21 protein-coding genes are annotated in these 24,010 nt (G+C 57.4%); 14 read left to right on the top strand and 7 right to left on the bottom strand.

The window, feature by feature from the left end:
- The first annotated feature begins 59 nt into the window (after positions 1 to 59).
- The 6 genes from QZ869_RS21645 to QZ869_RS21620 are packed head-to-tail and all read left to right on the top strand — an operon-like array spanning position 60 to position 6,337.
- Positions 60 to 986 carry a carbohydrate ABC transporter permease gene (locus QZ869_RS21645; protein ID WP_296022483.1) on the top strand — a complete coding sequence of 309 codons (927 nt, stop codon included), beginning with the start codon at positions 60 to 62 and terminating at the stop codon, positions 984 to 986.
- Between the two features lie 10 nt (positions 987 to 996).
- Entirely contained in the window at positions 997 to 1,827 is an 831-nt protein-coding gene (locus tag QZ869_RS21640) for a carbohydrate ABC transporter permease (RefSeq protein ID WP_062597666.1), read from the top strand.
- A gap of 2 nt (positions 1,828 to 1,829) precedes the next feature.
- A complete protein-coding gene (locus tag QZ869_RS21635; protein WP_153312710.1) occupies positions 1,830 to 2,912 on the top strand; it encodes an ABC transporter ATP-binding protein in 1,083 nt (360 codons plus the stop codon).
- Entirely contained in the window at positions 2,909 to 3,892 is a 984-nt protein-coding gene (locus QZ869_RS21630; protein ID WP_296086253.1) for an NAD(P)-dependent oxidoreductase, read from the top strand. The genes QZ869_RS21635 and QZ869_RS21630 overlap by 4 nt, the downstream gene beginning before the upstream one ends.
- Positions 3,889 to 5,571, top strand: coding sequence for an SMP-30/gluconolactonase/LRE family protein (locus QZ869_RS21625; RefSeq protein ID WP_296107316.1), 1,683 nt, complete (start codon positions 3,889 to 3,891; stop codon positions 5,569 to 5,571). Before QZ869_RS21630 ends, QZ869_RS21625 begins: the two co-directional genes overlap by 4 nt.
- A gap of 4 nt (positions 5,572 to 5,575) precedes the next feature.
- Positions 5,576 to 6,337, top strand: coding sequence for an SDR family NAD(P)-dependent oxidoreductase (locus QZ869_RS21620; protein WP_296022473.1), 762 nt, complete (start codon positions 5,576 to 5,578; stop codon positions 6,335 to 6,337).
- 263 nt (positions 6,338 to 6,600) lie between these two features.
- Here QZ869_RS21620 and QZ869_RS21615 read toward each other — a convergent pair whose 3' ends face one another.
- From QZ869_RS21615 to QZ869_RS21595, 5 genes are read right to left on the bottom strand one after another with little or no spacing between them, the layout of a single operon-like run.
- Positions 6,601 to 7,758, bottom strand: a complete 1,158-nt coding sequence (locus QZ869_RS21615) for a MalY/PatB family protein (RefSeq protein WP_296022470.1) — start codon at positions 7,756 to 7,758, stop codon at positions 6,601 to 6,603.
- 5 nt (positions 7,759 to 7,763) lie between these two features.
- Positions 7,764 to 8,522: an SDR family oxidoreductase gene (locus QZ869_RS21610; RefSeq protein WP_296022469.1), complete on the bottom strand. Its 759-nt coding sequence runs from the start codon at positions 8,520 to 8,522 to the stop codon at positions 7,764 to 7,766.
- Positions 8,522 to 9,448 (bottom strand): dihydrodipicolinate synthase family protein, encoded by a 927-nt coding sequence (locus QZ869_RS21605; RefSeq protein WP_296022466.1) that lies wholly within the window; start codon positions 9,446 to 9,448, stop codon positions 8,522 to 8,524. The genes QZ869_RS21610 and QZ869_RS21605 overlap by 1 nt, the downstream gene beginning before the upstream one ends.
- A gap of 11 nt (positions 9,449 to 9,459) precedes the next feature.
- Positions 9,460 to 10,824 (bottom strand): amidohydrolase family protein, encoded by a 1,365-nt coding sequence (locus tag QZ869_RS21600; RefSeq protein ID WP_296022463.1) that lies wholly within the window; start codon positions 10,822 to 10,824, stop codon positions 9,460 to 9,462.
- Positions 10,821 to 11,483, bottom strand: a complete 663-nt coding sequence (locus QZ869_RS21595; protein WP_113327685.1) for an aspartate/glutamate racemase family protein — start codon at positions 11,481 to 11,483, stop codon at positions 10,821 to 10,823. The genes QZ869_RS21600 and QZ869_RS21595 overlap by 4 nt, the downstream gene beginning before the upstream one ends.
- Before the next feature lie 197 nt (positions 11,484 to 11,680).
- Here QZ869_RS21595 and QZ869_RS21590 point away from each other — a divergent pair, with 197 nt between their 5' ends.
- Positions 11,681 to 12,379, top strand: a complete 699-nt coding sequence (locus tag QZ869_RS21590) for a GntR family transcriptional regulator (protein ID WP_296022458.1) — start codon at positions 11,681 to 11,683, stop codon at positions 12,377 to 12,379.
- A 122-nt stretch (positions 12,380 to 12,501) separates the two neighbouring features.
- Here the strand turns inward: QZ869_RS21590 and QZ869_RS21585 are convergent, their stop codons facing one another.
- Positions 12,502 to 14,295 carry an ABC transporter ATP-binding protein gene (locus tag QZ869_RS21585; protein ID WP_296022456.1) on the bottom strand — a complete coding sequence of 598 codons (1,794 nt, stop codon included), beginning with the start codon at positions 14,293 to 14,295 and terminating at the stop codon, positions 12,502 to 12,504.
- Positions 14,296 to 14,436: 141 nt separating this feature from the next.
- On the opposite strand from QZ869_RS21585, the gene QZ869_RS21580 reads away from it, so the two are divergent.
- The 7 genes from QZ869_RS21580 (at position 14,437) to QZ869_RS21550 (ending at position 22,875) form a co-directional block, all read left to right on the top strand.
- Positions 14,437 to 15,294, top strand: a complete 858-nt coding sequence (locus tag QZ869_RS21580; protein WP_296022454.1) for a sulfurtransferase — start codon at positions 14,437 to 14,439, stop codon at positions 15,292 to 15,294.
- Positions 15,295 to 15,527: 233 nt separating this feature from the next.
- Complete coding sequence (locus QZ869_RS21575; protein ID WP_296022452.1) at positions 15,528 to 17,090, top strand: ABC transporter substrate-binding protein; 1,563 nt, start codon at positions 15,528 to 15,530, stop codon at positions 17,088 to 17,090.
- A gap of 104 nt (positions 17,091 to 17,194) precedes the next feature.
- On the top strand, positions 17,195 to 18,205 hold the full coding sequence (locus QZ869_RS21570) for an ABC transporter permease (protein ID WP_296022449.1): 1,011 nt from the start codon (positions 17,195 to 17,197) through the stop codon (positions 18,203 to 18,205).
- Positions 18,206 to 18,209: 4 nt separating this feature from the next.
- Positions 18,210 to 19,049, top strand: a complete 840-nt coding sequence (locus QZ869_RS21565; protein WP_296086247.1) for an ABC transporter permease — start codon at positions 18,210 to 18,212, stop codon at positions 19,047 to 19,049.
- Positions 19,050 to 19,057: 8 nt separating this feature from the next.
- The gene (locus tag QZ869_RS21560) at positions 19,058 to 20,437 is read left to right on the top strand and encodes an ABC transporter substrate-binding protein (protein ID WP_296020260.1); all 1,380 of its coding nucleotides are present in this window, start codon (positions 19,058 to 19,060) and stop codon (positions 20,435 to 20,437) included.
- A gap of 12 nt (positions 20,438 to 20,449) precedes the next feature.
- Positions 20,450 to 20,830 carry a VOC family protein gene (locus QZ869_RS21555; RefSeq protein WP_296020259.1) on the top strand — a complete coding sequence of 127 codons (381 nt, stop codon included), beginning with the start codon at positions 20,450 to 20,452 and terminating at the stop codon, positions 20,828 to 20,830.
- A gap of 2 nt (positions 20,831 to 20,832) precedes the next feature.
- Complete coding sequence (locus QZ869_RS21550; protein WP_296107314.1) at positions 20,833 to 22,875, top strand: SUMF1/EgtB/PvdO family nonheme iron enzyme; 2,043 nt, start codon at positions 20,833 to 20,835, stop codon at positions 22,873 to 22,875.
- Positions 22,876 to 23,070: 195 nt separating this feature from the next.
- Here the strand turns inward: QZ869_RS21550 and QZ869_RS21545 are convergent.
- A partial coding sequence (locus QZ869_RS21545) for a LysR family transcriptional regulator (protein WP_296107313.1) occupies positions 23,071 to 24,010 on the bottom strand: 940 nt, incomplete at its 5' end.

The following is a 24,010-nucleotide window of genomic DNA, read 5'->3' as shown; positions in this document are numbered from 1 at the left end:
TGCCATTGCCCATTTGAAGGGCTGTTGGCCACCATTCGCATCCGGCAGGAGGACCATCCATGACCGAACCCGTTCAGGCTGGGCGTCGCAAGTTTTTCGATCTTGCGCGTCCTAGCCGACAACATCTCCTCGGCTATATTCTGATCGCGCCCGCGGTCCTGATGGTTGCCGCCATCATCGTCTGGCCGCTCGTTCTGGCCATCGACCTGTCGTTTCAGCAGGTCAAGATACCGCGGCTCGGCGGGGCTGGCCGTCCATTCTCCCTTGCCAATTATAATTGGCTGTTTTCGTCGCCGGAATTCTGGTTGGCGTGTTGGGTAACACTGAAGCTGGTGATTGTCGTCACCGCAGGCAGCGTTGCCGTTGGTCTGAGCACGGCGCTTCTCGCCAACAATCGCTTCAAGGGGCGAGCCGTTGCGCGGCTGGGAATGGCACTGCCTTGGGCCGTGCCGGAGATCATTGCGGTTGTCATCTTTGCGTGGATGTTCGACACGTCCTTTGGCCTGTTCGGCTGGCTGTCGATCAAGCTCGGTTTTACCGACCAGATGATACCTTGGGTCAGTAGTTCCACGGCGGCCTTTTGGGCCGTTGCCATTACCATGGTGTGGAAGGGCTTTCCCTTCGTGTCGATCATGTGCCTTGCCGGTCTACAATCCATTCCCGCTGATTATTACGCGGCCGCCAAGGTAGATGGCGCGAGTGTGTGGCAGCGGTTCCGCTGGATCACAATGCCGCTGTTGATGCCGGTTCTAGGCGTGACGCTGGTGCTGACGCTGCTGTGGGTGTTCCGCGACTTTTCGATTATCAAGGTTCTGACCGGTGGCGGGCCGCTGCGTTCGACGCAGACGCTGTCCATCATGACCTATGACCAGGCCTTCCAGTATCACAATTTCGGCCGCGCCGCCGCTGTCGGCGTGTTGACGCTGGTGATCTGCATCGTCGCGAGCCTGTTGATGCTCGGCCGGCGTTCGAAATCGATCTATTGAGGGGGCTTTGATGAAACGGACATTTTTACAGAGCCTTGCTCTCTACGCGACCGTCATCTTCACGCTGGTCATGATCCTCTTCCCGGTCTACTGGCTTCTCGTCACGGCGCTATCCACCACTGATGAGCTATACCGACTGCCGCCGACCTTCTGGCCGGAAGACGCGCAGTGGGACATATTCGCCCGTGTCTGGGCCGCAAAACCTATCCTGCTCTGGCTCTGGAATTCGATGCTGGCGGCCATCGGTTCTGTGGCGCTGTCGATGCTGGTTTCGGTCAGCGCCGGTTACGCGCTATCGCGTTATTCCATGAGGGGCGGCGCGACTATGGGTCTCTTCGTTCTGACGGCGAAGATGTTGCCCGCAACCTTGCTGGTCATACCGCTGTTTTCGATCTTCTCCAGCTTCGGCCTGATCGGTAGCCTGTGGACGCTGGTGCTGGCGCATTCGACTATGATCATTCCGTTCGCCACATGGATGCTAAAAGGCTATTTCGATACGATTCCTAAAGAACTGGAACAGGCCGCCATGGTCGACGGCTGTTCACCAGTTGGCGCGATGGTGCGCGTTGTGCTTCCCATCGCAACGCCCGGTCTGGCCGCCACCGCACTCTATGCCTTCGTGCTGAGTTGGGCCGACTATGCCTATGCCCGCACCTTTCTCGTCAACTCGCCGGACAATTGGACGGCTAATCTCGGCATCACCACGATGCAAGGCGAATACGTCACCTACTGGAATGACATTTCCGCCGCATCCGTGTTCATCGCGCTGCCGATCATCGCAATCTACCTGTTCCTTGAACGTTATTTGGTCGGCGGCCTGACCGCTGGCGCGGAGAAATAAGCATGGCCAATATTTCCATTCGCAACGTCAGCAAGTCTTATGGTGCCCTTAATGTGCTCAGGCCGTTCTCGCTCGAAATCGAGAACGGAGAGTTCGTGGTGCTGGTCGGGCCATCGGGCTGCGGCAAGTCGACAATGCTGAAAATCCTTGCTGGTCTCGAGCCGGCCAGCGAGGGACAAATTTTTATCGGTGATAACGAGGTCACGGATCTTGCGCCCGGAGACCGCGATATTGCCATGGTGTTCCAAAACTATGCACTTTACCCGCATCTGACCGTGCGCCAGAATATTGGCTTCGGTCTGAAGATGCGCGGCACCGATAAGGCTGAGCTCGACCGCCGTGTAGACGATGCGGCGCGCATTCTGGAAGTAACGCCCTATCTTGATCGTAAGCCCAAGGACCTCTCCGGGGGGCAGCGTCAGCGCGTCGCTCTTGGTCGCGCTATCGTGCGCCAGCCGCAGGCCTTCCTAATGGATGAGCCCTTGTCCAACCTCGACGCAAAGCTACGTGTCCACATGCGTGCCGAAATCGGCGCTTTGCACAAACGCATCGGCGTCACCACAGTTTACGTCACACATGATCAGGTGGAAGCCATGACCATGGCGGACCGCGTGGTTATCATGCAGGGCGGCGTCATTCAGCAGATCGCTGGGCCGGACGAGCTTTTCAACAATCCGGCCAATCTCTTCGTTGCCGGTTTCATCGGCTCGCCGGGTATGAATTTTCTGAATGCGGAGCTACACAACGGTGCGCTAAAACTGTTTGGTCAAACAATCACCATGCCATCTGCGAAGGCCCGTGAGGGCAATGTGGTTGTCGGTCTGCGACCTGAGCACCTGACCCTGGGCGACGCGCCCGTGACTTTCACCGTCCGCCCGACACTGGTGGAAAGTTTGGGGTCGGAGAAGTACGTTTACTTCGACGACGAAGCCGCAAGGGTAGCCGATGGAGAGGACGGTAAGTCGAAGGGGCTGATAGCGCGCGTCTCGCACACCGGCAATCTTCCTGGCAATGAGGCCCTAAGGCTTGGTTTCGATCCTGCTCAGCTTTACTTCTTCGACGCGAAGACCGGAGTACGGCTATGATCCTTGTCACCGGATCGGCAGGCCGTGTCGGGCGCGCCGTGGTAGCGGCATTGCGCTCACGGGGCCGCATCGTTCGCGGCCTTGATTTGAGGCCGTCTGGAACCGGGGGCGAGGAAATTGTTGGTTCGCTCGAAGATGCCGAGGCTATTTTCAAAGCCATGGACGGCGTGAGCGATGTCCTGCATCTAGGAGCCTTCATGTCCTGGTTGGCCGCTGATCGCGACAGCATGTTCGCTGTCAATGTCGAGGGCACACGTCGGCTTCTGGACGCGGCCTCATTGGCTGGAGTGCGGCGGTTCATCTTTGCTTCTTCCGGTGAGGTGTACCCGGAAAACCGTCCGGAGTTCCTACCAATTACCGAAGATCACCCGCTTCGGCCAAATTCGCCCTATGGTCTTACGAAGCTGCTGGGAGAAGAGCTGGTCCACTTTCATCAGCGGCTGAATCGCATGGAAACCGTTATCCTGCGTTTCTCTCACACGCAGGATGCAGGGGAACTGCTAGATGAGGAGAGTTTCTTTTCCGGTCCTCGGTTTTTCCTGCGCCCGCGTATTCGCCAGCAATTGAGTTTTGGAAACACAGCCATCGCCGACTTGCTGCAATCTCACGATATCGGAGAGCCATCGCATATACTCGCGCGAAATGAAAACGGCCGACCGTTCCGCATGCATATAACCGATACACGTGACATGGTGGCGGGCATCCTGCTCGCTCTCGACCATCCGAAGGCCGCAGGTGGCACCTTCAATCTGGGTGCCGATGAACCGGTCGATTTTGCGGAGCTTCTGCCGAAGATTTCGTCGCTGACCGGCCTTCCCATCGTAACAGTCGATTTTCCCGGCGACGGCGTCTATTACCATACGTCCAACGAGCGGATCAGAAACACCTTGGGGTTTGAAGCGCAATGGACGATGGACCGGATGCTGGACGACGCGGCGGCCGCAAGGCGGCGGCGAGGCGCGATGGAGCAGGGGCAATGAAACCGGAGACGCCGGGTGGCACGGCAGCGCTGTCCAAGGGACTGACGCTGCTTGACATGGTTGCCGACGCGCCGGAGCCGTTAAGGTTTGCGGATCTGTTGCGCGCGTCTGGTCTGCCAAAGCCGACCTTTGCGCGAATCCTACGCACGCTCATCGCTTATGGTCTCGTCCGCCAGGATGAGGCACGTGGCACCTATGTTCTCGGCCAGCGCTTTCTGGAAATGTCCCACAAGGTCTGGGAGAGCTTCGATCTCGTCCCTGCGGCAACGCCGGAACTCGAGCGTCTCGCGGCCGAACTCGGGGAGACGGTGGCGCTCTGCAAGCTTGACGGCACGATGACGCAGTATCTCGCGGAGCGCTCGCCGAATGGTCTTTCGGTGCGCGTCGAAGTGGGGCGTCGCGTTCCGCTTCATTGCACGGCGCCCGGCAAGGCGCTACTCGCCTTCCAGGATCCTGCAGTTGGTCGTACCCTGCTGGATCGCTTGGCGCTCGACTTGCAGACAGCCAAAACCATCACCACCCTTGAGGCGCTACAGGCCGATCTCACATTGACGCGGGCGCGAGGGTATTCAATTTCTTATGAGGAGCATCTACCCGGAGTAAATTCGGTGGCTGCCCCTGTTATGGGCCGCGACAATACCCCGATGGGCGTGCTCGTCGCATTGGGGCCGTCATCGCGGCTCGATCCCTCCAATATTCATCCCACTGGTCGCGAACTGATTGCCGCTGCTCGGCGGATCACAGGCGCAGCCGGGGCAGTGGCAATCAGCTCACGACCACGCCCGCGTTCAGCAACGGGTCGCCCTAACGCTGAGCTCAGTTGCACGCTACCCTGGGGTGCCCAGCTGGGGGAGAGCCCAGCCTGGCACGAAGCGGAACAAGCCCTGTACTGGGTGGATATTCTCCATCCGGCCGTGCACCGCTTTGATCCGGCCACTGGGCGCAACGAAACCTGTGAGACCGGGAAGCTTGTCAGTGCGGTCATCCCGGTCAATGGAGGACGATTGCTCGTGGCGTCGCAGGACGGCTTAGAGTGGCTCGATTTCGCTTCCGGACGGCTGACACCATTTGTCAGCCCGGAGGCGGACATTGCCGACAATCGTCTGAACGACGCCAAATGCGGGCCCGATGGGGCAATATGGGTCGGATCGATGCGCATCGATGCATCGAAGCCTACGGGTGCGCTCTATCGTATTAATTCCGATGGGGCTTTCGAACCAAAGGAGAGCGGAATCGTAGTTTCCAACGGCCTCGGTTGGAGCCCCGATGGGGGGACGTTCTACTTCGTTGACACTGTCCCTGGTCTGATACATGCCTACGACTGCAACCCATTGACCGGGTCGCTGTCGAACCGTCGCGAGTTCGCGCGCATCCCTGTCGCTGACGGTCGGCCCGACGGTCTTGCTGTCGATGCAGAGGGAGGCGTCTGGTGCGCGATTTGGGACGGCTGGTCGGTGCGCCGGTACCTTCCTAGCGGGAAGCTGGATCAGGTGATCGATATGCCGGTTCCACGCCCCACCAGCATCGCTTTCGGCGGGCCAGATTTGTCGACACTTTTCATCACAAGTGCACGTACGCGCCTGCCGGCGTCCACGCTTGCCGACGCGCCGCTCTCCGGCGGACTATTCTCCTGCCGCCCCGGAACCACCGGCGCCGGCATATTTGTCTTCAAAGGATAAATAGATGCAGCTCGAAAGTGTCTTTGGACTGAAAGGCCGTACGGCACTCGTCACGGGTTCGAGCCGCGGCATCGGCGCCGCCATTGCGCAGGGGTTGGCGGGAGCGGGCGCTCGCGTCATCCTCCATGGCGTGAAGCCAGGAGCTGCTGAAGCCGTGCAACGCCAGATCGCCGCAAGCGGCGGTGCAGTGCATGAACTGGCAGGCGACCTCTCCGAGCCCGGTGCCGGTCGTGATCTGGTTGAGCGGGCCGAAGCAATTGCTCCTATCGATATTCTAGTGATCAATGCCAGCGCGCAGATCAACGCCGTGCTCTCAGAACTGACGTCCGAAGATCTTGCCTTTCAGCTGGCGGTCAATCTGGGCTCGACAGTGGAGATGCTGCAAGCCGTTCTCCCGCGTATGGCGGCTCGCAAATGGGGCAGGGTGGTTTCTATTGGTTCGGTCAATCAAGTTCGACCAAAAGGTATCGTTACCGCCTACGCAGCGACAAAGGCTGCGCAGCATAATCTGATTCAAAGCCAGGCGCGTGATTACGCGCGTGATAATGTCTTGCTCAACACACTTGCCCCTGGTCTTATCGACACCGACCGCAACGCCCACCGTCGTGACGAGGATCCGGAAGGCTGGGAAAATTACGTGCGGACGCTGAACTGGATGGGCCGTGCAGGACAGGCGGAGGAACTAGTCGGCGCCGCCATCTTCCTTTCCTCTCAGGCGTGCAGTTTTATGACCGGGGAGAGCATACTCCTAACCGGGGGATATTGACTGATTGCCGGCAACACTGAGCGTGAACCTTTACGAAATGGACGCTATTTGGCCTTGCCAAAAGCCGACGCTGCTTCGCGTCGATGCCTTCCGCCGATCTCATGATTGTCGCATATGTTGCGACGAACTTGCAGGCTGGTTTTTTTAGAGGTGTGTAGCGGATGACGACCGTCTCGCTGAGGTCGAGCACCATGAGCAGCGGTCGGTGCTTGGCTTGCTGGACCAGACGAGGGAGAAGTCCCCTCCGGATAAGTGTCTCGGCGTTAGGGTCGACTGTTGGTAGCTTTCAACGCTCTCTCGATACGATCCAAGCCCTCTACCAGAATTGCGCGTGGGCAGGCGAAATTCAGCCGAATAAAATTGGCATAATCGGGGCCAAATTCGGAACCGGCGCTAAAGCCGACTTTGCCATTCTCGAGAAAATAGGTTTGTGGATCAGATTCCAGCCTAAGGGCAGTGCAGTCCAGCCAGGCAAGAAACGTGCCTTCGGCCTTGATCACATTGATCGATGGGAAGCGGCGGTTGATCTCATCCGACAGGAAGTCTCGATTAGATTCGAGATATCGAAGCATCGCAGTTTTCCACTCACCAGCTTGCGTGTAGGCCGCAAGCGTCGCTTCAAGTCCGATAATATTGACGCTGTCCACCATACCAAGCCGTGAGGCTGAAAAGGTCTCGCGCATGCGCCTATTTTTTATAATGGCGAAGGCAGTTTTCAGACCGGCAATATTGTAGGTTTTGCTTGCAGCCATGAGTGTAATGGTACGCTGGGCAGCGTCATCCGACAGTGAGGCAAATGGAATGTGGTGGCGGCTATCGAAGAGAAGTTCGCAGTGAATTTCATCAGAAATGACCAAGACGCCTTGTTCCCGGCATGCGTCAGCCATTGATGTGAGTTCTTCTCGGCTAAATACCTTGCCAGTGGGATTTTGTGGATTGCAAAGGAGGAATGCCTTTGACTTTCCAAGCTCAGTTTTGAAGGGCTCTAGCTCCAACTCCCACCCGAACACACCTGGGGTCAGAGCTGCATCGCGACGAATGAGGCCCCAGTGACTTGGAGCGCTGAGGATAGGGCGATAGACTGGTGTCTGCACAGTGATCCCATCGCCAGGCTCCAGAAACGCCTTCATCGCCATGTTGAAACCAGGCTCTACACCTGGAAGGAAAACTATCTCTTCGGGAGCGACTGTCCATTGATATTTGGTTTCAAGGTCTTCAACGATGGCAGTGCGCAATTCGTCCTTCGCAACACCATATCCGAGGATTGGATGTTTCAGCCTGTGCGTGATGGCTTCAATGATCTCCGGCGCTGCTGGAAAATCCATGTCCGCAACCCACATGGGCAAAACATCGGCGGGATATTTACTCCACTTGGAGCTGCCGGTGCCTAGACGGTCATGCACCAGATCGAAATCGGTCATCGTCACTAAATCCCTTTGATCATCCCGCCATCGACACGGATGGAGGAGCCTGTCACATAACTGGCTTTTGTACTGGCAAGGAATGTTGCGACTGACGCGAATTCCTCGGGCTTGCCATAACGACCGATCGGAATGTCTTTCTTCGATGCATTTTGCACCGCTTCGATATCGGCACCGGTGTTTTTTGCCTTGATGCCGTCGAGTTCGCGAACACGATCTGTGTCGATGCGTCCGGGTAAGATCATGTTGACGGTGACACCGTGTTGACCCACTTCGGATGCGAGCGTCTTCGACCAACCTGCGACGGCTGCGCGAACGCCGTTGGATAGCGCGAGGTTAGCAATGGGCTGCTCCACCCCGGATGAACCGATGGTGATGATGCGGCCCCATTTACGCTCAATCATGCCCTCAAGCATCGCATCGGTAATTGTGAAGATCGATGTGGCCATCATCTCGAATGCAGATACCCAGTGATCGGCGCTCTGACCAAGGGCGGGACCGGCTTTCGGACCACCGCTGTTGTTGACCAGAATGTCAACGCCGCCGGCTGCGCGAAGCTTTTCGATCAGCGCATCAACGGATGCCTTGTCTGAAAGATCTACCGTCAGAGGCACCACCTTTTCCAAGTTCTCTATTTTGTCAGCATTTCGTGCGGCCGCATAGACCTCCACGCCTTCAGCAGCGAGGCTGGCAGCGATTGCGGCACCAAGGCCGCGGCTTGCACCGAGTACGAGAGCGGTTTTTCCAGAGATTCCGAGATCCATTAGTTCAACAACTCCAGTTTTTTCGTCTGACGCTCGATCAGCTTTTCAACTTCCGCAATCGCGGTCTTGCTCAGCGCAGCACCCGGGCGTCGCTGCGCGGCGCTTGCGATCGCGCCGCGTTTCATCAGAATGTATTTGCGCACAGCAAGGCCAAGGCCCGGCTGCTGCTCGTAGCGCATCACCGGAAGGTAGGCGTCGAACAGATCCTGGGCGTCGTCGAACTGGCCCTCCTGGCTGAGACGGCAGACGCCGACCATCATTTCGGGGTAGGGGAAGCCGGTCATCGCGCCGTCTGCACCACGCTGCATTTCCTCGGTGAGAAAGACACCGGCATTGCCGCAGAGAATAGAGGTGCGTCGGCGTCCGTTGGCTTCGGCCTGGCGAAGATCGGTAATCTTTTGAAGTCCCGGCCAGTCTTCGTGCTTCACCATCACAATGCTCGGATGTGCCTCGAGAATGACCCCAAGCGTTTTGGATGAAATCTGTACGCCGGTCGAAAGCGGGAAATCCTGCAGCACGACCGGAACATCGGCGCCAACCGTTTCCACGACGTTACGATAATAGCCGATGATCTGCTCATCCGTCTTGAGCGAAGACGGCGGCGCAACCATGACACCCGCCGCACCCAGATCCATGACCGCCTTGGTCAATTCGCCGATGGCAGCGAGACCGGGGGCTGACACGCCGACGACGACCGGCTTGTCCGCGGAGCGCTTTATCGTCTGTCGTGCGACCTCTATCGACTCCGCCTGGGTGAGCTTCGGCGCTTCACCCATCATGCCAAGGATCGTCAGACCATCTGCGTCTTTTTCATAATAGAAATCGACCATTCGATCGACGCTGGCACGATCCAGCGAACCGTCCTCGTTGAATGGGGTAACGGCAATGACGAAGACGCCTTTGGTCGAAGAATTGATAAGGGGCATGGTCGGGAATCCTATTCAAACCAGTTGGATTGGCCACGGCGGACATAGTGGCCCGAGCCAGGCTCATTGACGACGTCGTTACCATCAAAGGCCAGTTGGCCTGAAAGATAGGTGCGCACGACTTTGACCGAAAATTCACGGCCATCGAAGGGGCTCCAGTTCAGTTCGTCATGAGCCTTGGACGAATCCCAGATCGTCTTTTCGCGCGACAGGATAGTAAGGTCTGCATCGCCGCCGACGCGGATCGCGCCTTTCTCTGGCCAAAGGCCGAAGAAGCGCGCAGGACGTTCGCAAAGCTGTTCGACCGTCATTTGCGGCGCGTCCAGTCCCCGCGCTTCTGCTGCCGTGTAGAAGGCGGGAAGAAGTGTTTCGAGACCTGGAACGCCAGCGCCCGCGTCGAAGATGGAGGGTGTGAACTTATTGTCGATTGGCCAACTGGAATGATCTGAACTGACGAAGGCGACGCGGCCAGCGATGATTTCATCCCATAGCGCATCTATCTGGCCAGGACGAATGGGAGGATTCACCTTCATCTTGGCGCCAAGCTCAGGGCCGTCCTTGTCCGGGTCGAACCAGAGATAATGCACGCATAATTCACCGGTCGCCGCGTAGCCATCCGCCAGATAGTTGTCGACGAGTTGAAAACCACGCGCCGTTGTCAGGTGAACGATGTGGGCATGAGCACCGGCAGACGCCCCCAGCTCGAGAAACTGTGCAGTTGCCGCCAGTTCCGCAGCTGGCGGACGGCTTTCCGAATGGGCCTCGATCCCGTCTCGCCCGGCAGCTTTCGCCAAAGCGATGTGTGCACGAACGATTTCCTGGTCCTCATTATGCACGCCAAGCGGAATGACCGTGTCGGACAATGCCTGAAATGTTGCAAGAATCTGCTGTGCTGGGATCCGCGGGAAACGGGTCGGGCTGCTTTCGAATGTCGAAATCTTGAAAGCAACCACACCTGCTTCGATCAAAGGCTTGATGTCGTCGGTGGTTTGCTCCGGCAAAATCGTTCCATATAGCGCGACATGGGAATGCGCGTGTTCGCGTATTGCCTCGACCTTGTCGTTCAAGCGCTCGACTGTGTTGAGGGGAGCAGGGTTGTCATAGGGCATATCCACGATGGTCGTGATACCGCCAGCGATTGCAGATCGCGTCGTGGAGCGAATGCCCGGAAGCCCGCCATAGGAGCATGCGTGGGTCTGGCCGTCTACAACGCCGGGAATGATGAGGTCGCCGCCCGCGTCATGAAGTTCGGCAGATGGTGGAGCATCGCCGGTTCCAATGGCTTGGACCTTGCCGTCGCCGATGCCGATCCAGGCATGGTCTAGCGGGCCCTCAGGCAGTACTGCGGTGCCGCGTACAATAAGGTCGAAGCTCATCGTCTTGTCCTTCCATATGCCAAATCAAGGTGGGTGACGGCCAGGGTGGCTGCGGCCTGAACCGGATCGATGACCGGGATCCCAAGGTTCTGCTGAAGCGCATCTCTGTAACCGCCGAGACCCGCACAACCGAGAATGACGACATCTGCGCCGTCTTCGTCCCGCAGCAGACGCGCGGTTTGTGAGACGATGTCGACCACGTTCGCGGCGACAAGCTGGCTGACCGTCCTGTCGATCGAACGGTCGCCCGCCAGCCGTTGATCCAGTTTCAGAGTCTTCAAGTAGCGAAGGTGGCGGTCGATCGAGGATTGTCCAAGCGAGATGATCCCAAAGCTGTTGCCCAGTGCGTGCGCGGCAAGATAAGCCGATTCCGCGATGCCATAGACCGGGCGGTCCACATGCTTGCGGACCTCAGCAATGCCGGGATCGGAAAAGCAGGCCAGAATGAAGGCGTCAGCCTGCGATGTCGATACGGCTTCAATGATGTTCGGTATCACTTGGGTAACGTGATCGTCGGTTTCGATACCCGCTGGCGATTTTGCCAGCTCAACGCAATGAAGCGCGTGAGAGGAGCGCGCCCGGACAGGTTCAAGGCACGCCTCCATCGATTGCGTGACGCCCTTCGAGCTGTTCGGATTGATGATGAGGATTTCTGACACGCCTACACCCGCGACATGGCACACCGTGATGGTGTTGCAGATTTAAAATATACCACGTAGTATATTACGCATCTCAAGCTTGTCAAAGCGACTTTCGCACGATGTGGAAAAACGAACCTGGATTTGAAAAGCTTTGACTCGCAGGCTGCACATGACTGACAAAGACGAAACAGCGCGCTTTGCGCATGGAGGCATGTTTGAACATTTCTGAAAGGTCTGCCCCTCAGGAAAAGCGGGCGAAATCGCTGACTGAGCAGGCTTACGTCACGTTGCGCGAGCGCATCATTGTCGGTGAACTTGCTCCAGGCGTCGAGGTTTCCGAGCCGGAGCTAGCCGAACAGCTTCAGATGAGCAAAACGCCGGTGCGCGAAGCGCTGGGGCGCCTTTGTGTAGAAGGTTTGATGGAGGCGTTCCCAAGGCGCGGTTATCGTGTCACGCCTGTAACACTGAAGGACGTGAACGATCTTTTCGCTATTCGTGGTGTTTTGGAAGGGACAGCCACCGCGCTTGCCTCTCAGAACCTGACGGAGCAGGAATTGGGTGCACTCGATCAATTGGCGCAGGCAAACTATGTTGTAGGTGAGGATAACAGCACCAAGACATTCGTGACATCCAACGAGTTGTTTCACGCTGCTATCGCGAGAGGATCACGCAACACGCGCCTAGCCTCGCTGGTCATCAGCCATCTCGAGGAATGTGCCCGCTTCTTCTATATGGGCACGCGGGTTCGCGACCTTAATCCCGAGACGGAGGCGGACCATCTGCGCATCGTCGCATTCCTGCGCAAGCGTGATGGCGAGAGTGCCAAGCAGGCTATGCTGGATCACAATGAAAATACGCGCAAAGGGCTGCTGGATGCGTTGATCTCCAATTCGCAGGTCAGACTGACCCTCTAAGGCGTGCCGCGCGAAAGCCACAGGTGGTTCGGCAATAACGACGTGCGGTGATCGCGATGTGATGCAACCCTCATGTGGAGCATTGAGCTTATCGGCATCAAGGCCGATGTTCTGGCGATGCTTCAGTTTTGCTTGACCAGATGGCCGGGTGCGGCCTCGCGATAGATTGACTTCTCCGGCACGTAATCGACGGGCCGAACAGCGCTGCCGATTTCAGCGCCGATCCTGAGTTTGCGCTGCTGGCGTCTGTGCGGATCCGCAACCGGTACGGCATCCAGCAACCGCTTGGTATAATCGTGCTGTGGATTGCCGAAAATCTGCGATCGGGAGCCGATTTCCACGATCTCTCCCAGATACATGACGGCCACTCTATGGCTGACACGCTCCACGACAGCCATGTCGTGGGAGATGAAGAGATAGCCGACATTCAGCCTCTCCTGTATCTCGAGCATCAGGTTTACAACTTGCGCCTTGATGGAGACATCAAGAGCCGAAACGGCCTCATCCGCGACGATGAGACTGGGATTGAGCGTCAGCGCACGAGCGATGCTGATGCGCTGACGCTGGCCACCTGAAAATTCGTGTGGGAAGCGGCTTGCCATATCGGGCTTCAGTCCAACCTTTTCCAGAAGGTTGATTGCCCTGTCATGCGCTTCCCGCTTTCTCGCAATGCCGTGTGCAATCATCGGCTCAGCAATGGCGTCGCCAATGCGCATGCGCGGGTTAAGGCTCGAAAACGGGTCTTGAAAGATCATCTGCATCTGGCGACGGACTCGTGAGAGGCGCTTTCTCGGCATCGCTCTCACATCTTCACCATCCACCTTGATCGTGCCGCTGACGGGTTCCACGAGGCGCAGGACCGAACGGCCGGTCGTGGATTTGCCGCAGCCCGATTCACCGACCAGAGCCAGTGTCTCTCCCGCTTTCAGGTCAAACGATACGTCTTCCACCGCGTGGACGCGGGACGTGACGCGACCGAGAATTCCGGTTCTGACCGCAAATCGTGTTACCAGATTGCGAACTTCCAAAACTGGCGTTTCAAGTGGCAGCGAGGTCAGTCTCTCCGGTATCACCTTGCCCGTTTCGACATCGACCAGTGGGAAGGTGGCAGGCTGTGGATGATCCGCCATCGACCCGAGCTTCGGCACCGCAGAAAGCAACGCGCGCGTATAGCCATTAGCCGGGCTGTCGAATATTTGCTTGGTGGGGCCCGTCTCCAACACTTTGGAGCGGAACATGACCAGCGTGCGGTCCGCGATTTCCGCAACGACGCCCATGTCGTGCGTAATGAACAGCACGCCCATGTTCTCTTCAGCCTGCAGTAGCCTTATCAGTTCCAGGATTTCAGCTTGAACGGTCACGTCGAGCGCAGTCGTCGGCTCATCGGCAATGAGCAGCTTGGGACGGCAAGAAAGTGCCATGGCGATCATGACGCGCTGTAGTGTGCCACCCGAAAGTTCATGTGGATACTCATCGAAGCGTTTCGCAGACGAGGGAATGCGAACACGGTCAAGAAGCTTGATCGTTTCTGCCCTGGCTTCGCTTGGTCCAATCTGACGGTGGCGTCGCATGGCTTCGGCGATTTGCCTGCCGACCGTCATGACAGGGTTCAGCGAAGTCATCGGCTCCTGAAAAATCATGGCAATCTGATTGCCGCGAACGTCCTGCATGTCCTTCTCGGAGAGCGTCAAAAGCTCACGATCACCGAGCTTGACGCTGCCGCTGACGCGTGAAGTCTTTTCAGGCAGGAGGCGCATGATCGACATGGCAGTGACGCTTTTGCCGGAACCCGACTCGCCGACAATAGCCACCGTTTCACCAGCGTTGACCGTAAAGCTCACATCGTTGACGACCGGCGTCCAGATGCCATTTCGCCGGAAGGATGTCGTGAGATTTTCAACGGTCAGAATGGACACGCAGGTTGCTCCAAACGAGAAATGACATGCCGGACAAAAACGGACTTTCGTAATATACTACGTAAGATATTTGAACTTGCCAAGCGTGTTCTTATGGGGGAGGATCTTGAAACGTCAGATACCACGAGGAGTAAACGCGGCATGGCAGATGATATCCGCAAATCCGTTCTTCTGATGCCTGTCGAGCTTCAAGCTTTTAGAGAGGCAGGCAAAGACGTAACGATTCTGGCTGTCCATTCCATCAATCCCTACACAAGTGAGCCGTCTTTCAAGGGCCTTCGGATTGAAGGTGCCATCGATACCCAAGCCTACACCGATTTCCAATCGCCCGCGACGGTCGAAGGTGGCCAGCGGCCATTACCCGATATCGCGGTCCTGGAGCAGAAGGCGCGCAAGTGGGGATTGCGCAAGCAGAGCACGATCGTCGTCTATGATAGCGATCGCAGCATGACGGCCGCGCGCGCCTGGTGGGTGCTGAAATGGGCAGGGCTACCGGACGTCCGGGTTCTGGATGGTGGCTTTCGCGCTTGGCAGGTTGCCGGACTTCCCGTGACAGAAGCGATTGCGACGCCCGTCGCCAGTGAGATCAGCCTCTCTGCTGGCAACATGCCGGAACTCGATGCCGATGGCTCTCTTGCGCTCGCGAGGCGTGGGGTACTCCTGGATGCACGCATCCGTCCAAACTACATCGGCGGTCCTACTGTCGAGGGGCAACCCCCGAGAGGGCATATTCCCCTTGCGGTCAGTGCGCCAGCGCCAGACAACGTCACCGACTACGGCAATTTCGCCGATAGTGCGACGCTTACGGAAATGTACCGTGCGCTTGGTGTGGATGGCTCTAAGGAAGTGGGCGTTTATTGTGGAGCCGGAATGTCCGCTGCCCATACGGTGCTGGCGCTCGCGGCGATTGGGGTCAGCGCCTCCATGTATCCTGGGTCCTGGTCGGCTTGGGTTGCGGACCCGTCCCGGCCTGTCGTTTCGGGCGCATCTCCGGTCTGACGTTCCGCTTTCATAAGCAGGATCGCGACGGAAGACTGAGAAATCTGGGCAGGATATTCTCACCCATGCGCAAAAAATAGGCGAATTTTCTCTCTGTTTAAAGTCGAGGCGGATTACTTTACATGCTGCGCTCGTGCTGATATATCTCGTAGTATACTACATAGATAAGGTGCGATTGAACGCGCTGAACGCGGGAACGGGGCTGGTGCTCCATGCTTGGAAAGGGCAAGCGAATGAAGATCTGGAAGGGATTTACAGCAGCGGCCGTGGCTTTGCCGATTTTGGCGGGTGCGGCTGTCGCAAATGCGCAGGAACAACTGAAGACCCTGGTAGTGGCTGTGCCATCCGACCCGGTCAGTCTTGAGCCAGGAACTAACAAGGCCGAGCCCATTGGCAGTGAAGTTATCCTGAATGTGTTCGACACTTTGGTCGCTTGGACGGCCCCAGATTTCACCAAACTCGAAGGCCGACTTGCGAGCAACTGGACGGTGTCGCCTGATGGCAAGGAGTTCAGCTTCAAGCTTCGCGAGGGCGTGAAGTTTCAGGATGGAACTCCATTTGACGCTGCCTCTGTGAAGTTCTCGCTCGAGCGTACCAAAGCTTCCAACCCTTACGTAAAAGCGACCTTCGATCTGATCAAGGACATTGCCGTCGTCTCGCCAACGGAGGTCAAAATCACGCTATCGGCGCCTTATCCGGCGTTTCTGTCTATCCTGGCGCAGCCTCAGTCGGCCATCGTCAGCCCGACCGCAGTTCAAAAGTTCGGTGATAAATTCGCGTCAAATCCGGTTGGCACTGGACCCTTCGTCTTCAAGGCTGCTCAGGCGGATACCAATGTCGTGCTCGAAGCCAATCCCGATTATTTCCGCGGCGCGCCGAAGCTTTCGAAGATCATCTACCGCGTCATTCCAGATGCCTCCACGCGCAGGTTGGAGTTGGAAAGCGGCGGCGTCGATATTGTTCAGCAGCAAGGTCAGCTCTCGGCCATCGCAGCCGAGGATATCGAAGCGCTGAAGTCCAACAAGGACGTAAAGATCATTGAAAGCCCCAGTCAGATCATCCGTCAGCTTGAGTTCAACAACAAGAAGACTGATGGTCCCTTCGCCAATGTGAAGGTTCGTGAGGCGATCACCCACGCGATCGATTATGACGGGCTCCTACAGGGCGTTTTCGGAGGTACAGCGGAGCGCGTCTATGGACCGCTGACATCGAACAGTTGGGCCTTCAATCCTAAAATCAAAGAGTTGGCCCCGACTTACGATCCGGAACTGGCAAAGAAGCTGCTTACCGAGGCAAATGTCGATCCATCGTCCATCTCGCTCAAACTCTACAGCTTCCAAGGCCCGCTCTGGGGCGCGGTCGCAACCTTTGTTCAGGCGAACCTCGCAGAGATCGGCATTAATGCAACGATCGAGCAAACCGAATTTCCGGCTCTTCGCGCGCTGCAGACCTCTGGTCAGTTCGACGTGGCTTTGGATGGACGGCAGCCCTGGTACAATGATCCTGACGCTCACATAACCATCGGCTATCTTTCCACGCTTGCGGATACCGCCATGACGTTCCGCATGCCGCAGGACAAGGCGCTTGATGACCTGATCCTTAAGGCACAGCAGACGCCGGATATGGACGCCCGCAAGGCGTTCTACTTCCAGGTTCAGGAGGAAATCGCCAAGCGCGTGCCTGCAGCCTATCTCTTCAGCCCCAAGCTGATCGTGTTTGCGCGCGCCAACGTTGAAGGGCTCGTCGTCAACAGTGCGCCGCCGCTGAACGAATACTGGTCAGTCTATAAGAAGTAATCCAATTCACGTGGGCGGGCGCTTCGGGTGTCCGCCTTCTTATCACGCCTGAATGACGTCGAGCGTCTGGAATGACGTCCTCCAATATTGAGTGAAGCGAGAAGATGGCGAGTTTCATCATACGCAGATTGATCGCATTGATACCTGTGATGTGTATTGTGCTGGTCATCGTTTTTTCGCTCGTTCGCATGATACCGGGCGATCCGGCCGTCACACTCCTTGGACCTGGTGCGACGCAGGAGCAGATTTTGGCTCTCCGTGCCCAACTCGATCTCGATCAGCCTGTCATTCTTCAATTCGTCCATTATGTCTTGGGCCTCTTCGGCGGGGATTTTGGTATCTCGCTCAAGACTGGCCAGCCGGTCGCACATGAAATTCTCTCCCGACTGCCCGCGACCATCGAACTCTCGGTTCTCGCGGTCATTATAGCCATCATCGTCGGTATCCCGCTTGGCGTCCTGTCCGCCACACAGCCAAACTCGATCTTCGACCACGTCACCCGCATAGCGTCGCTTGTCGGCGTTTCGATGCCAGCTTTTCTGCTGGCTCTGATTCTCCAGCTGATCTTCGGCACTTATCTGCGGTGGCTGCCTGTTTCAGGTCGGATGAGCTCGTTCATTACGGCTGAGCGCATAACCGGGTTTGCTGTTCTGGACGGTATCGTCACCGGGAACTTTGACGCGGCATGGAGCGCCATCCAGCACTTGATATTACCGACAGCCGTTCTCGCCGCTTTCCTCGCCGCAACGCTTGGTCGCTTCGTGCGCAACACGATGCTGGATGTCATGGGTGATGATTTCATCCGCACGGCGAAAGCCAAGGGCTTGAGGCGCAGCGATGTCATTCTCAGGCATGGCCTGCGCAACTCGCTGCTGCCAGCCATTACCGTCATAGGTCTGAAATTTGCCGAAATGCTTGGCGGCGCCATCCTGACCGAAACAATCTTCGCCTGGCCCGGCATCGGACGATACATGTTCGAGGCCATCAAGAACCGGGACTATCCTGTCATTCAGGGCACTACGCTCGTTTTTGCGCTGCTCTTTGTGCTGACATCCATCGTGGTGGATCTGCTGTACGGCGTTCTGGATCCGCGTGTGCGCAAGAAGATGAAGTAGAGCCATGCGAGACCTTTTACTATTTCTGAAAAGCAACACGCTGGCGCTCGTCGGTCTCCTGACATTGCTGCTATTGGTCGGTGCCATTACCATCGGCCCATGGATCACGCCATATACGCCCACGAAGCTCGATATCCTGCACAAGCTTGAAGGTCCCACATTCGCTCATTGGCTCGGAACCGATGCGTTCGGTCGGGACGTGCTGACACGGATCATGTATGGCGGGCGGGCAACGCTTACGATCGGGGTCGGCGTGGTGGCGGTTGCCTTCGTGATCGGCGTGGTCTTCGGCATGCTGGCGGGGTTTACTGGGGGCTGGGTGGACAGCATCATCATGCGCATTGTCGATGCCATTCTGGCTTTTCCAGCCTTGGTGTTGGCCATTGCGCTCGCTGCGGCATTCGGCCCAAGCCTGCAAAACGCCATGCTTGCTGTAGCGATCACGCTGGCGCCACAGTTCGCGCGCGTTGCGCGAAGCCAGGCTCTGAGCGTCTCGGTGAAGCCATATGTCGAAGCCGCCGTCTCATTGGGCTTGCCGCCTCAGCGCATCCTCTTTCGCTATATCTTCGTCAACGGACTGGGTCCGCTTTTGGTGCAGTCGACCCTGGCGCTTGGGAGCGCAATCCTGCAGACGGCAAGTCTGGGTTTTCTTGGCCTTGGTGCACAGCCCCCTATGGCTGAGTGGGGCGCCGACGTCTCCGCCAATCTTCAATATGTGCGAAGTGCGGCATGGGTGGCGCTAGCACCGGGCATGGCAATCCTGTTTGCGGTTTTGTCCTTCAATCTGATCGGTGACAGTCTGGCGGACTGGTTCAACCCACGCCGCCGCAGTGAGCTTGAGTAGAGCCAGCCATGTTGACCATAAGTCTGGAAAAAATCGACTTCCTGCCGCCGACGCGGGTGACGGACGACACCAGCGTGCTGACGCTGAAGAACCTGGTATTCGAGCCCCTGTTGCGATGGGACAAGGGGTCCGTTTCGCCAGGCCTGTTTTCGCATTGGACCCATACGGAAGACGGATGTAATTGGGCTTTCCACATTCGCGAAGGTGCGGTCTTCCATGACGGCAAGCGATGTGTGGCAGAAGATATCATCTCCTTCCTCAATGGTATCCTGGATGCGGTCGATACGTTTGGAATGAAATGGTCCTACGCCCGTTACCTGAAAGATGCGCGCATTTCTGCCGATAGCGATGCCATCCTGTGTGTCAGCAATCCGAAGCCCATCGCCGACATTGTCGATATTTTTTCCGAGTTCTATATCTGCCGGCTCGATGCAAATGGCCGTCCGGTTCTTGGTACGGGCCGTTATCGTGTGTCCGACTATGAGCCGCAGAAAAACGTTCTTCTCGAGAAGACCAATGGCGCAAGCGGCCCTGATCGTATCCTCGCGCTGGCAGAGAAACACGCCGATATGCGCTACGAGCAATTGCGCTCGGGCTACGTCGATGCTGCCTCCAATCTGGAGCGCGTTGACAAAGCTCTGGATTTTTCTCCGGACTATCAGTGGGGCAAAGCGGTCAACACTCTGTCGGTGATGTATTACCTGAATTGCAGCAAGGGCATTTTTCAGTCGCCCGCAGCTAGGCTCGCCGTCAATCATGCGGTGGATAGCCAAGCGATTGCAGATGGTATCTTCCATGGCCTCGCAGTTCCATCATCCACAGTCGTCAGTCCCTTTCATATGGGAGCCGTCCAAGCCAACCTTTCGCCCATTCCGTTCGATCGGCAAAAGGCGAGACGCCTGCTAGACGGTCTGGATACAAGTGCCGAAATCGAGCTGCGAACGCCCACCTTCATGCCCGAGAGAGCACCTGAAATCAGTCGATTTGTCGCGGAGTCGCTTGAGGCAGTGGGCTTGAAGGTGAGCATTAAAACAGAACTCGACAGACCTGAATATGCCCGTCAGATCGGACGCAAGGAGATGGGCGACATGGCGATTTTTGACTCCTCGCCACATAGCACCTACCGCATTCTGAACGACAAGATTTCAAGCGCTACCAAGGCTGTCTGGTGGCAGGGATATCATGACGACGAGACAGAAGCCCTGATTGCCGCCGCAAACGAGACGGCCGAGAATTCTGATCGGGCCCGGGCCTATGCCAGGTGCCTCAGGCGTCTGCAGCAAAATCCGCCCTGGCTCTATCTCGTCCATCCGGTCGATGTGTTTGCAGCGCGAAAAAATCAGCGTGGCCTGTCAATCGACCACAAAGGCACACTCAACATTTTCTAAAGGACGCATGACTTGGAAAAAAATTACTCGATCACCTTCTTTTATTACGATGACATCATGTCCGTTGTGCCATTCTATGAAGATGTTCTCGGCTTCGAACTGGTGCTCGATCAGGGACTGGCGCGGATATATCGTATCGCGGGCAAGTGCTATTTCGGCATCGTTGACGGTAATCGTGGCCACCTGAAGCATCAGGCAAACAGTGCTGTTCTACTGACGATCGTCGCGCAGGATGTCGAAGGCTGGCACCAGCGGTTGACGGAAGCCGGCGTCAAAGGCCAGTCTGAACTGTTGCGCGGTCGGTTCTGCGACCATTTCTTCTTCGAAGATCCCGCTGGTTACGCCATCGAAATCCAGCGCTTTCATAGCCCGGATATTGCAAAGCTGTTCTGATTATGACCGATACAAAAGACGACAAAGCCTCTTTACGCGCGAAACTGCTGATAAACACGAAAGCCTTCGGGGAGGAGCCGCTTCTATCGTTGCCGAATGGCGCAGTCGCGACCCTTGAGCAAGGCTATATCCCATTGCTCGTGAACTTCAGCTTTGAAGACAAGGCCGCGAAGGGCTTACGCAAATTGAAGGATCAAGCCGAGCCCGAGCCTGCCGTCTATTTCTCTGCGCTGGAACTTGTGCGCGATAACGCGACACTTGCGCTGATCGGCGAGACGGGGAGCGGCAAGAGCACGTTCGCCAAGCATCTGGCCTTCTCCCTTGCCCAAGGCGACATCCCGAAAAATGATGTTGTCCGTAACGATCAGGGCGCGGTTCACCCTGAAGAATGGGGCATAGGGAAAGTCCTGCCGATTTTCGTCAAGGTCACGGCAGGCTTGAGTTTTTACACTCAGCTTGCTCACGCCGCGCCGGATTTGAGCGCCTTGCAGGAACCGGATGAGGCATTGCTCATCATTCTCGATGGTGTAGAGGCGGCAGGGCGGGAAGCGTCTGTCATTCTGGAAGACGCAGCCGCTTTTCAGCTGCATAATCCGAAGACGCGCATTCTCGCATTGATCGAATCGCAGGCTGCAAAACGCATCTCGCTTCCCTCGGTATTTGCCCGCCACGAACTGCTTCCCTTTCTCAAGACTCAGAGACTTCAGGCTGTGACCCGCTTCACCGGATGTGCTCCGGCTGGAAATGCAAGCGTGCTATCAAAAGGGGCGGCCAACCCTGCTCAGTTCGTCATGGCAATGAAGGGCGGCGGGCAAGAGGATACAACTGAAGGCATCGTTGATCGTTGGCTCGAAAAGCTCACAGAGGACGAAAAGACCGCAGATTTACTGTGCGGTCTGGCTTACGACTCCGTGGCTGGCCACTCAGATGATGGAGGCCTTTTCCCGGTTGTTCGCGCCAGACAATTGCTCGCCGCACGATATCTCGCCGAGAAGGCGCCCGAGATCGCCGCCTCGCAGTTCACTAAGGACCCTGATCTGTGGACGCCGGTCGTTCTAAGCCTTGCGGCGCGTCTCAATGCAAAATTCACGAGTGGCAGTCTTATCGAAGCCTTGGTCGCCAGTGGCGATCTCCGCGGTGTGCTTTTGTCAGCCGGATTGCTGAGTGGGCAGAGCCCGTTGCAACAGAAGATCATGCCGCATCTTCTCGATATCATCGAGCGGGGTCTTCTCAGCGCGGCAGAGCGGGAGGTGGCAGGCCGCATCGTTTCGCGTTGGGGCGATACCCGGGATCTAGAAGCTTTGGCGGACGTTCCGGGCGGCACATTCACCTTCGGCTCTTCAACGCATCCAAACTCCGCTCCGCCACACTGCGTCGAGGTGGCGGGATTCAAGATCGGTCTTTATCCCGTTACGAACCGTGCCTATGCGGGCTTCATAGAAGAGACCGGGCGCCTGTGGCAAAGCCAAGATCGCTCCAACGCGGAGAGGCAATCGGCCCCGGCAACGGATTTGACGCGGCGCGATGCGCGAGCTTACTGCGATTGGCTCACCGGAAAGTGGCGATCTCATGGGCGTATCGGGACCGACGAGATCGTGCGCCTTCCAACCGAACCTGAGTGGGAACGTGCCGCGCGGGGCGACCAGATGGAAGAAGGGGCGGCGGTCGTCTATCCGTGGGGCCATCTCTGGGCAGATGACGTCGCCAACTCCGAAGAAACCGGTTTCAACGATACCTGTACTGTAGGTCTTTTTCCAAAAGGCCGCTCGCCATATGGCTGTTACGACATGGCTGGCCAAGTGTGGGAATGGTGTACCACCTTATGGGGCGATGATATGGCGACGCCGAGCTTCCGATATCCGTATTGGTTAAATGATGGGCGCGAGGACCGCGACGCCGCTCCATCCATCAGGCGGGTGTTGCGAGGCGGGTGCTTTTCCAGCGGAAAGCTGAAAGCGTGCTGCACCTATCGCGGCAGTCTGGAGCCGGACGGTTTCTGGCGCGGCAACGGCTTTCGCATTGTCGTCAGCAACAAGAGCCATTAGCGGTCCGCACCCAACGGAAACTATGTTAAGAGATGAGCGGAAAGTATCCTCCACGGGTCGTTTGCTCAACTTCCTTCGGTGGGAATCGCCGGCACGCGTGAACTACGGCGTCACCACTTCCTAGATTAAGCAGACGAGTGTGCGGTTCTTCACGCCCTCAAGGTGCGCAGGAACGTGTCGACGGTTCATATCCCATCAAGAGCTTAAATCTGACTGCGAGGATCTCAGAAAATCTAGAAACGCGCGCATACCCGTACCGAGGTGGCGATGTCTCGGGTAGTACAGGCAGAGGCCAGGATAGGGCGGCGTCCAGTCGGCAAGCACCTGCCGCAGTCTTCCGTCCGCGAGTGCGTCAGCCGCCATCCACCGCGTCACATAGGCAAGCCCGCAACCGTCCAAAGCCGGCGCAAGGAGAAGTCTAGACTGGTCGACGACAAGGTTGCCGGTTGTCGCCACGACGACATTTTCGCCGCGCCGCTGAAACTCCCAGCGGTAGATCGACCCGCCTGCCATGCGGAGCTGGATGCATTGGTGAAGTGCTAGGTCGGACGGACTCTCCACGGGTGGCGCATTGTCGAGATACGCGGGCGATGCCACCACTATGTGTTGCTGGTCCGGACCGATCGGGATGGCAACCATCTCTCCAGGAACCAGTTCGGCCGCGCGGACGCCGCAATCGAATCCTCCTTCAGCGATATCGACCAGTCTTCCCTCGGACCGGATCTCAAACCGCATCGCGGGCTGCAGCTTCATGAAGCGGGTCAACAGCGGCATTAGCACCTGCTCGGCGGCGTTGGCGTCGCAGTTGATCCGCACAAGCCCGGACGGCGAGGCGGCCTGGTCGTGAAGCTCCTCAACGGCCCGTCCTATTTCCCCGATCGCGGGCAAAAGCCGCTCGGCAAGCCTTCGGCCCGGTTCAGTCAGCGATACGTTCCGCGTCGAACGGTGGAAGAGCTTTACCTTGAGACGTCTCTCGAGTCCGGCGACTGCATGGCTCAACGCCGACGCCGTCTGGCCCAGAACTCGGGACGCAGCGCGAAAACCTCCGTGCTCGGCGACGGCAAGGAAGGCCGCTAGCTCGCCAGGAGGGAGCAAGCCCACTGTTCGAATTATCTCATCATTGCGTATAACGGTG

The organism is uncultured Agrobacterium sp. (genome assembly GCF_913777885.1).
In the GTDB taxonomy this organism is placed as follows: domain Bacteria; phylum Pseudomonadota; class Alphaproteobacteria; order Rhizobiales; family Rhizobiaceae; genus Agrobacterium.
The sequence above is the reverse complement of the archived record's forward strand: the minus strand, read 5'-3'. Positions and strand labels throughout refer to the sequence as shown.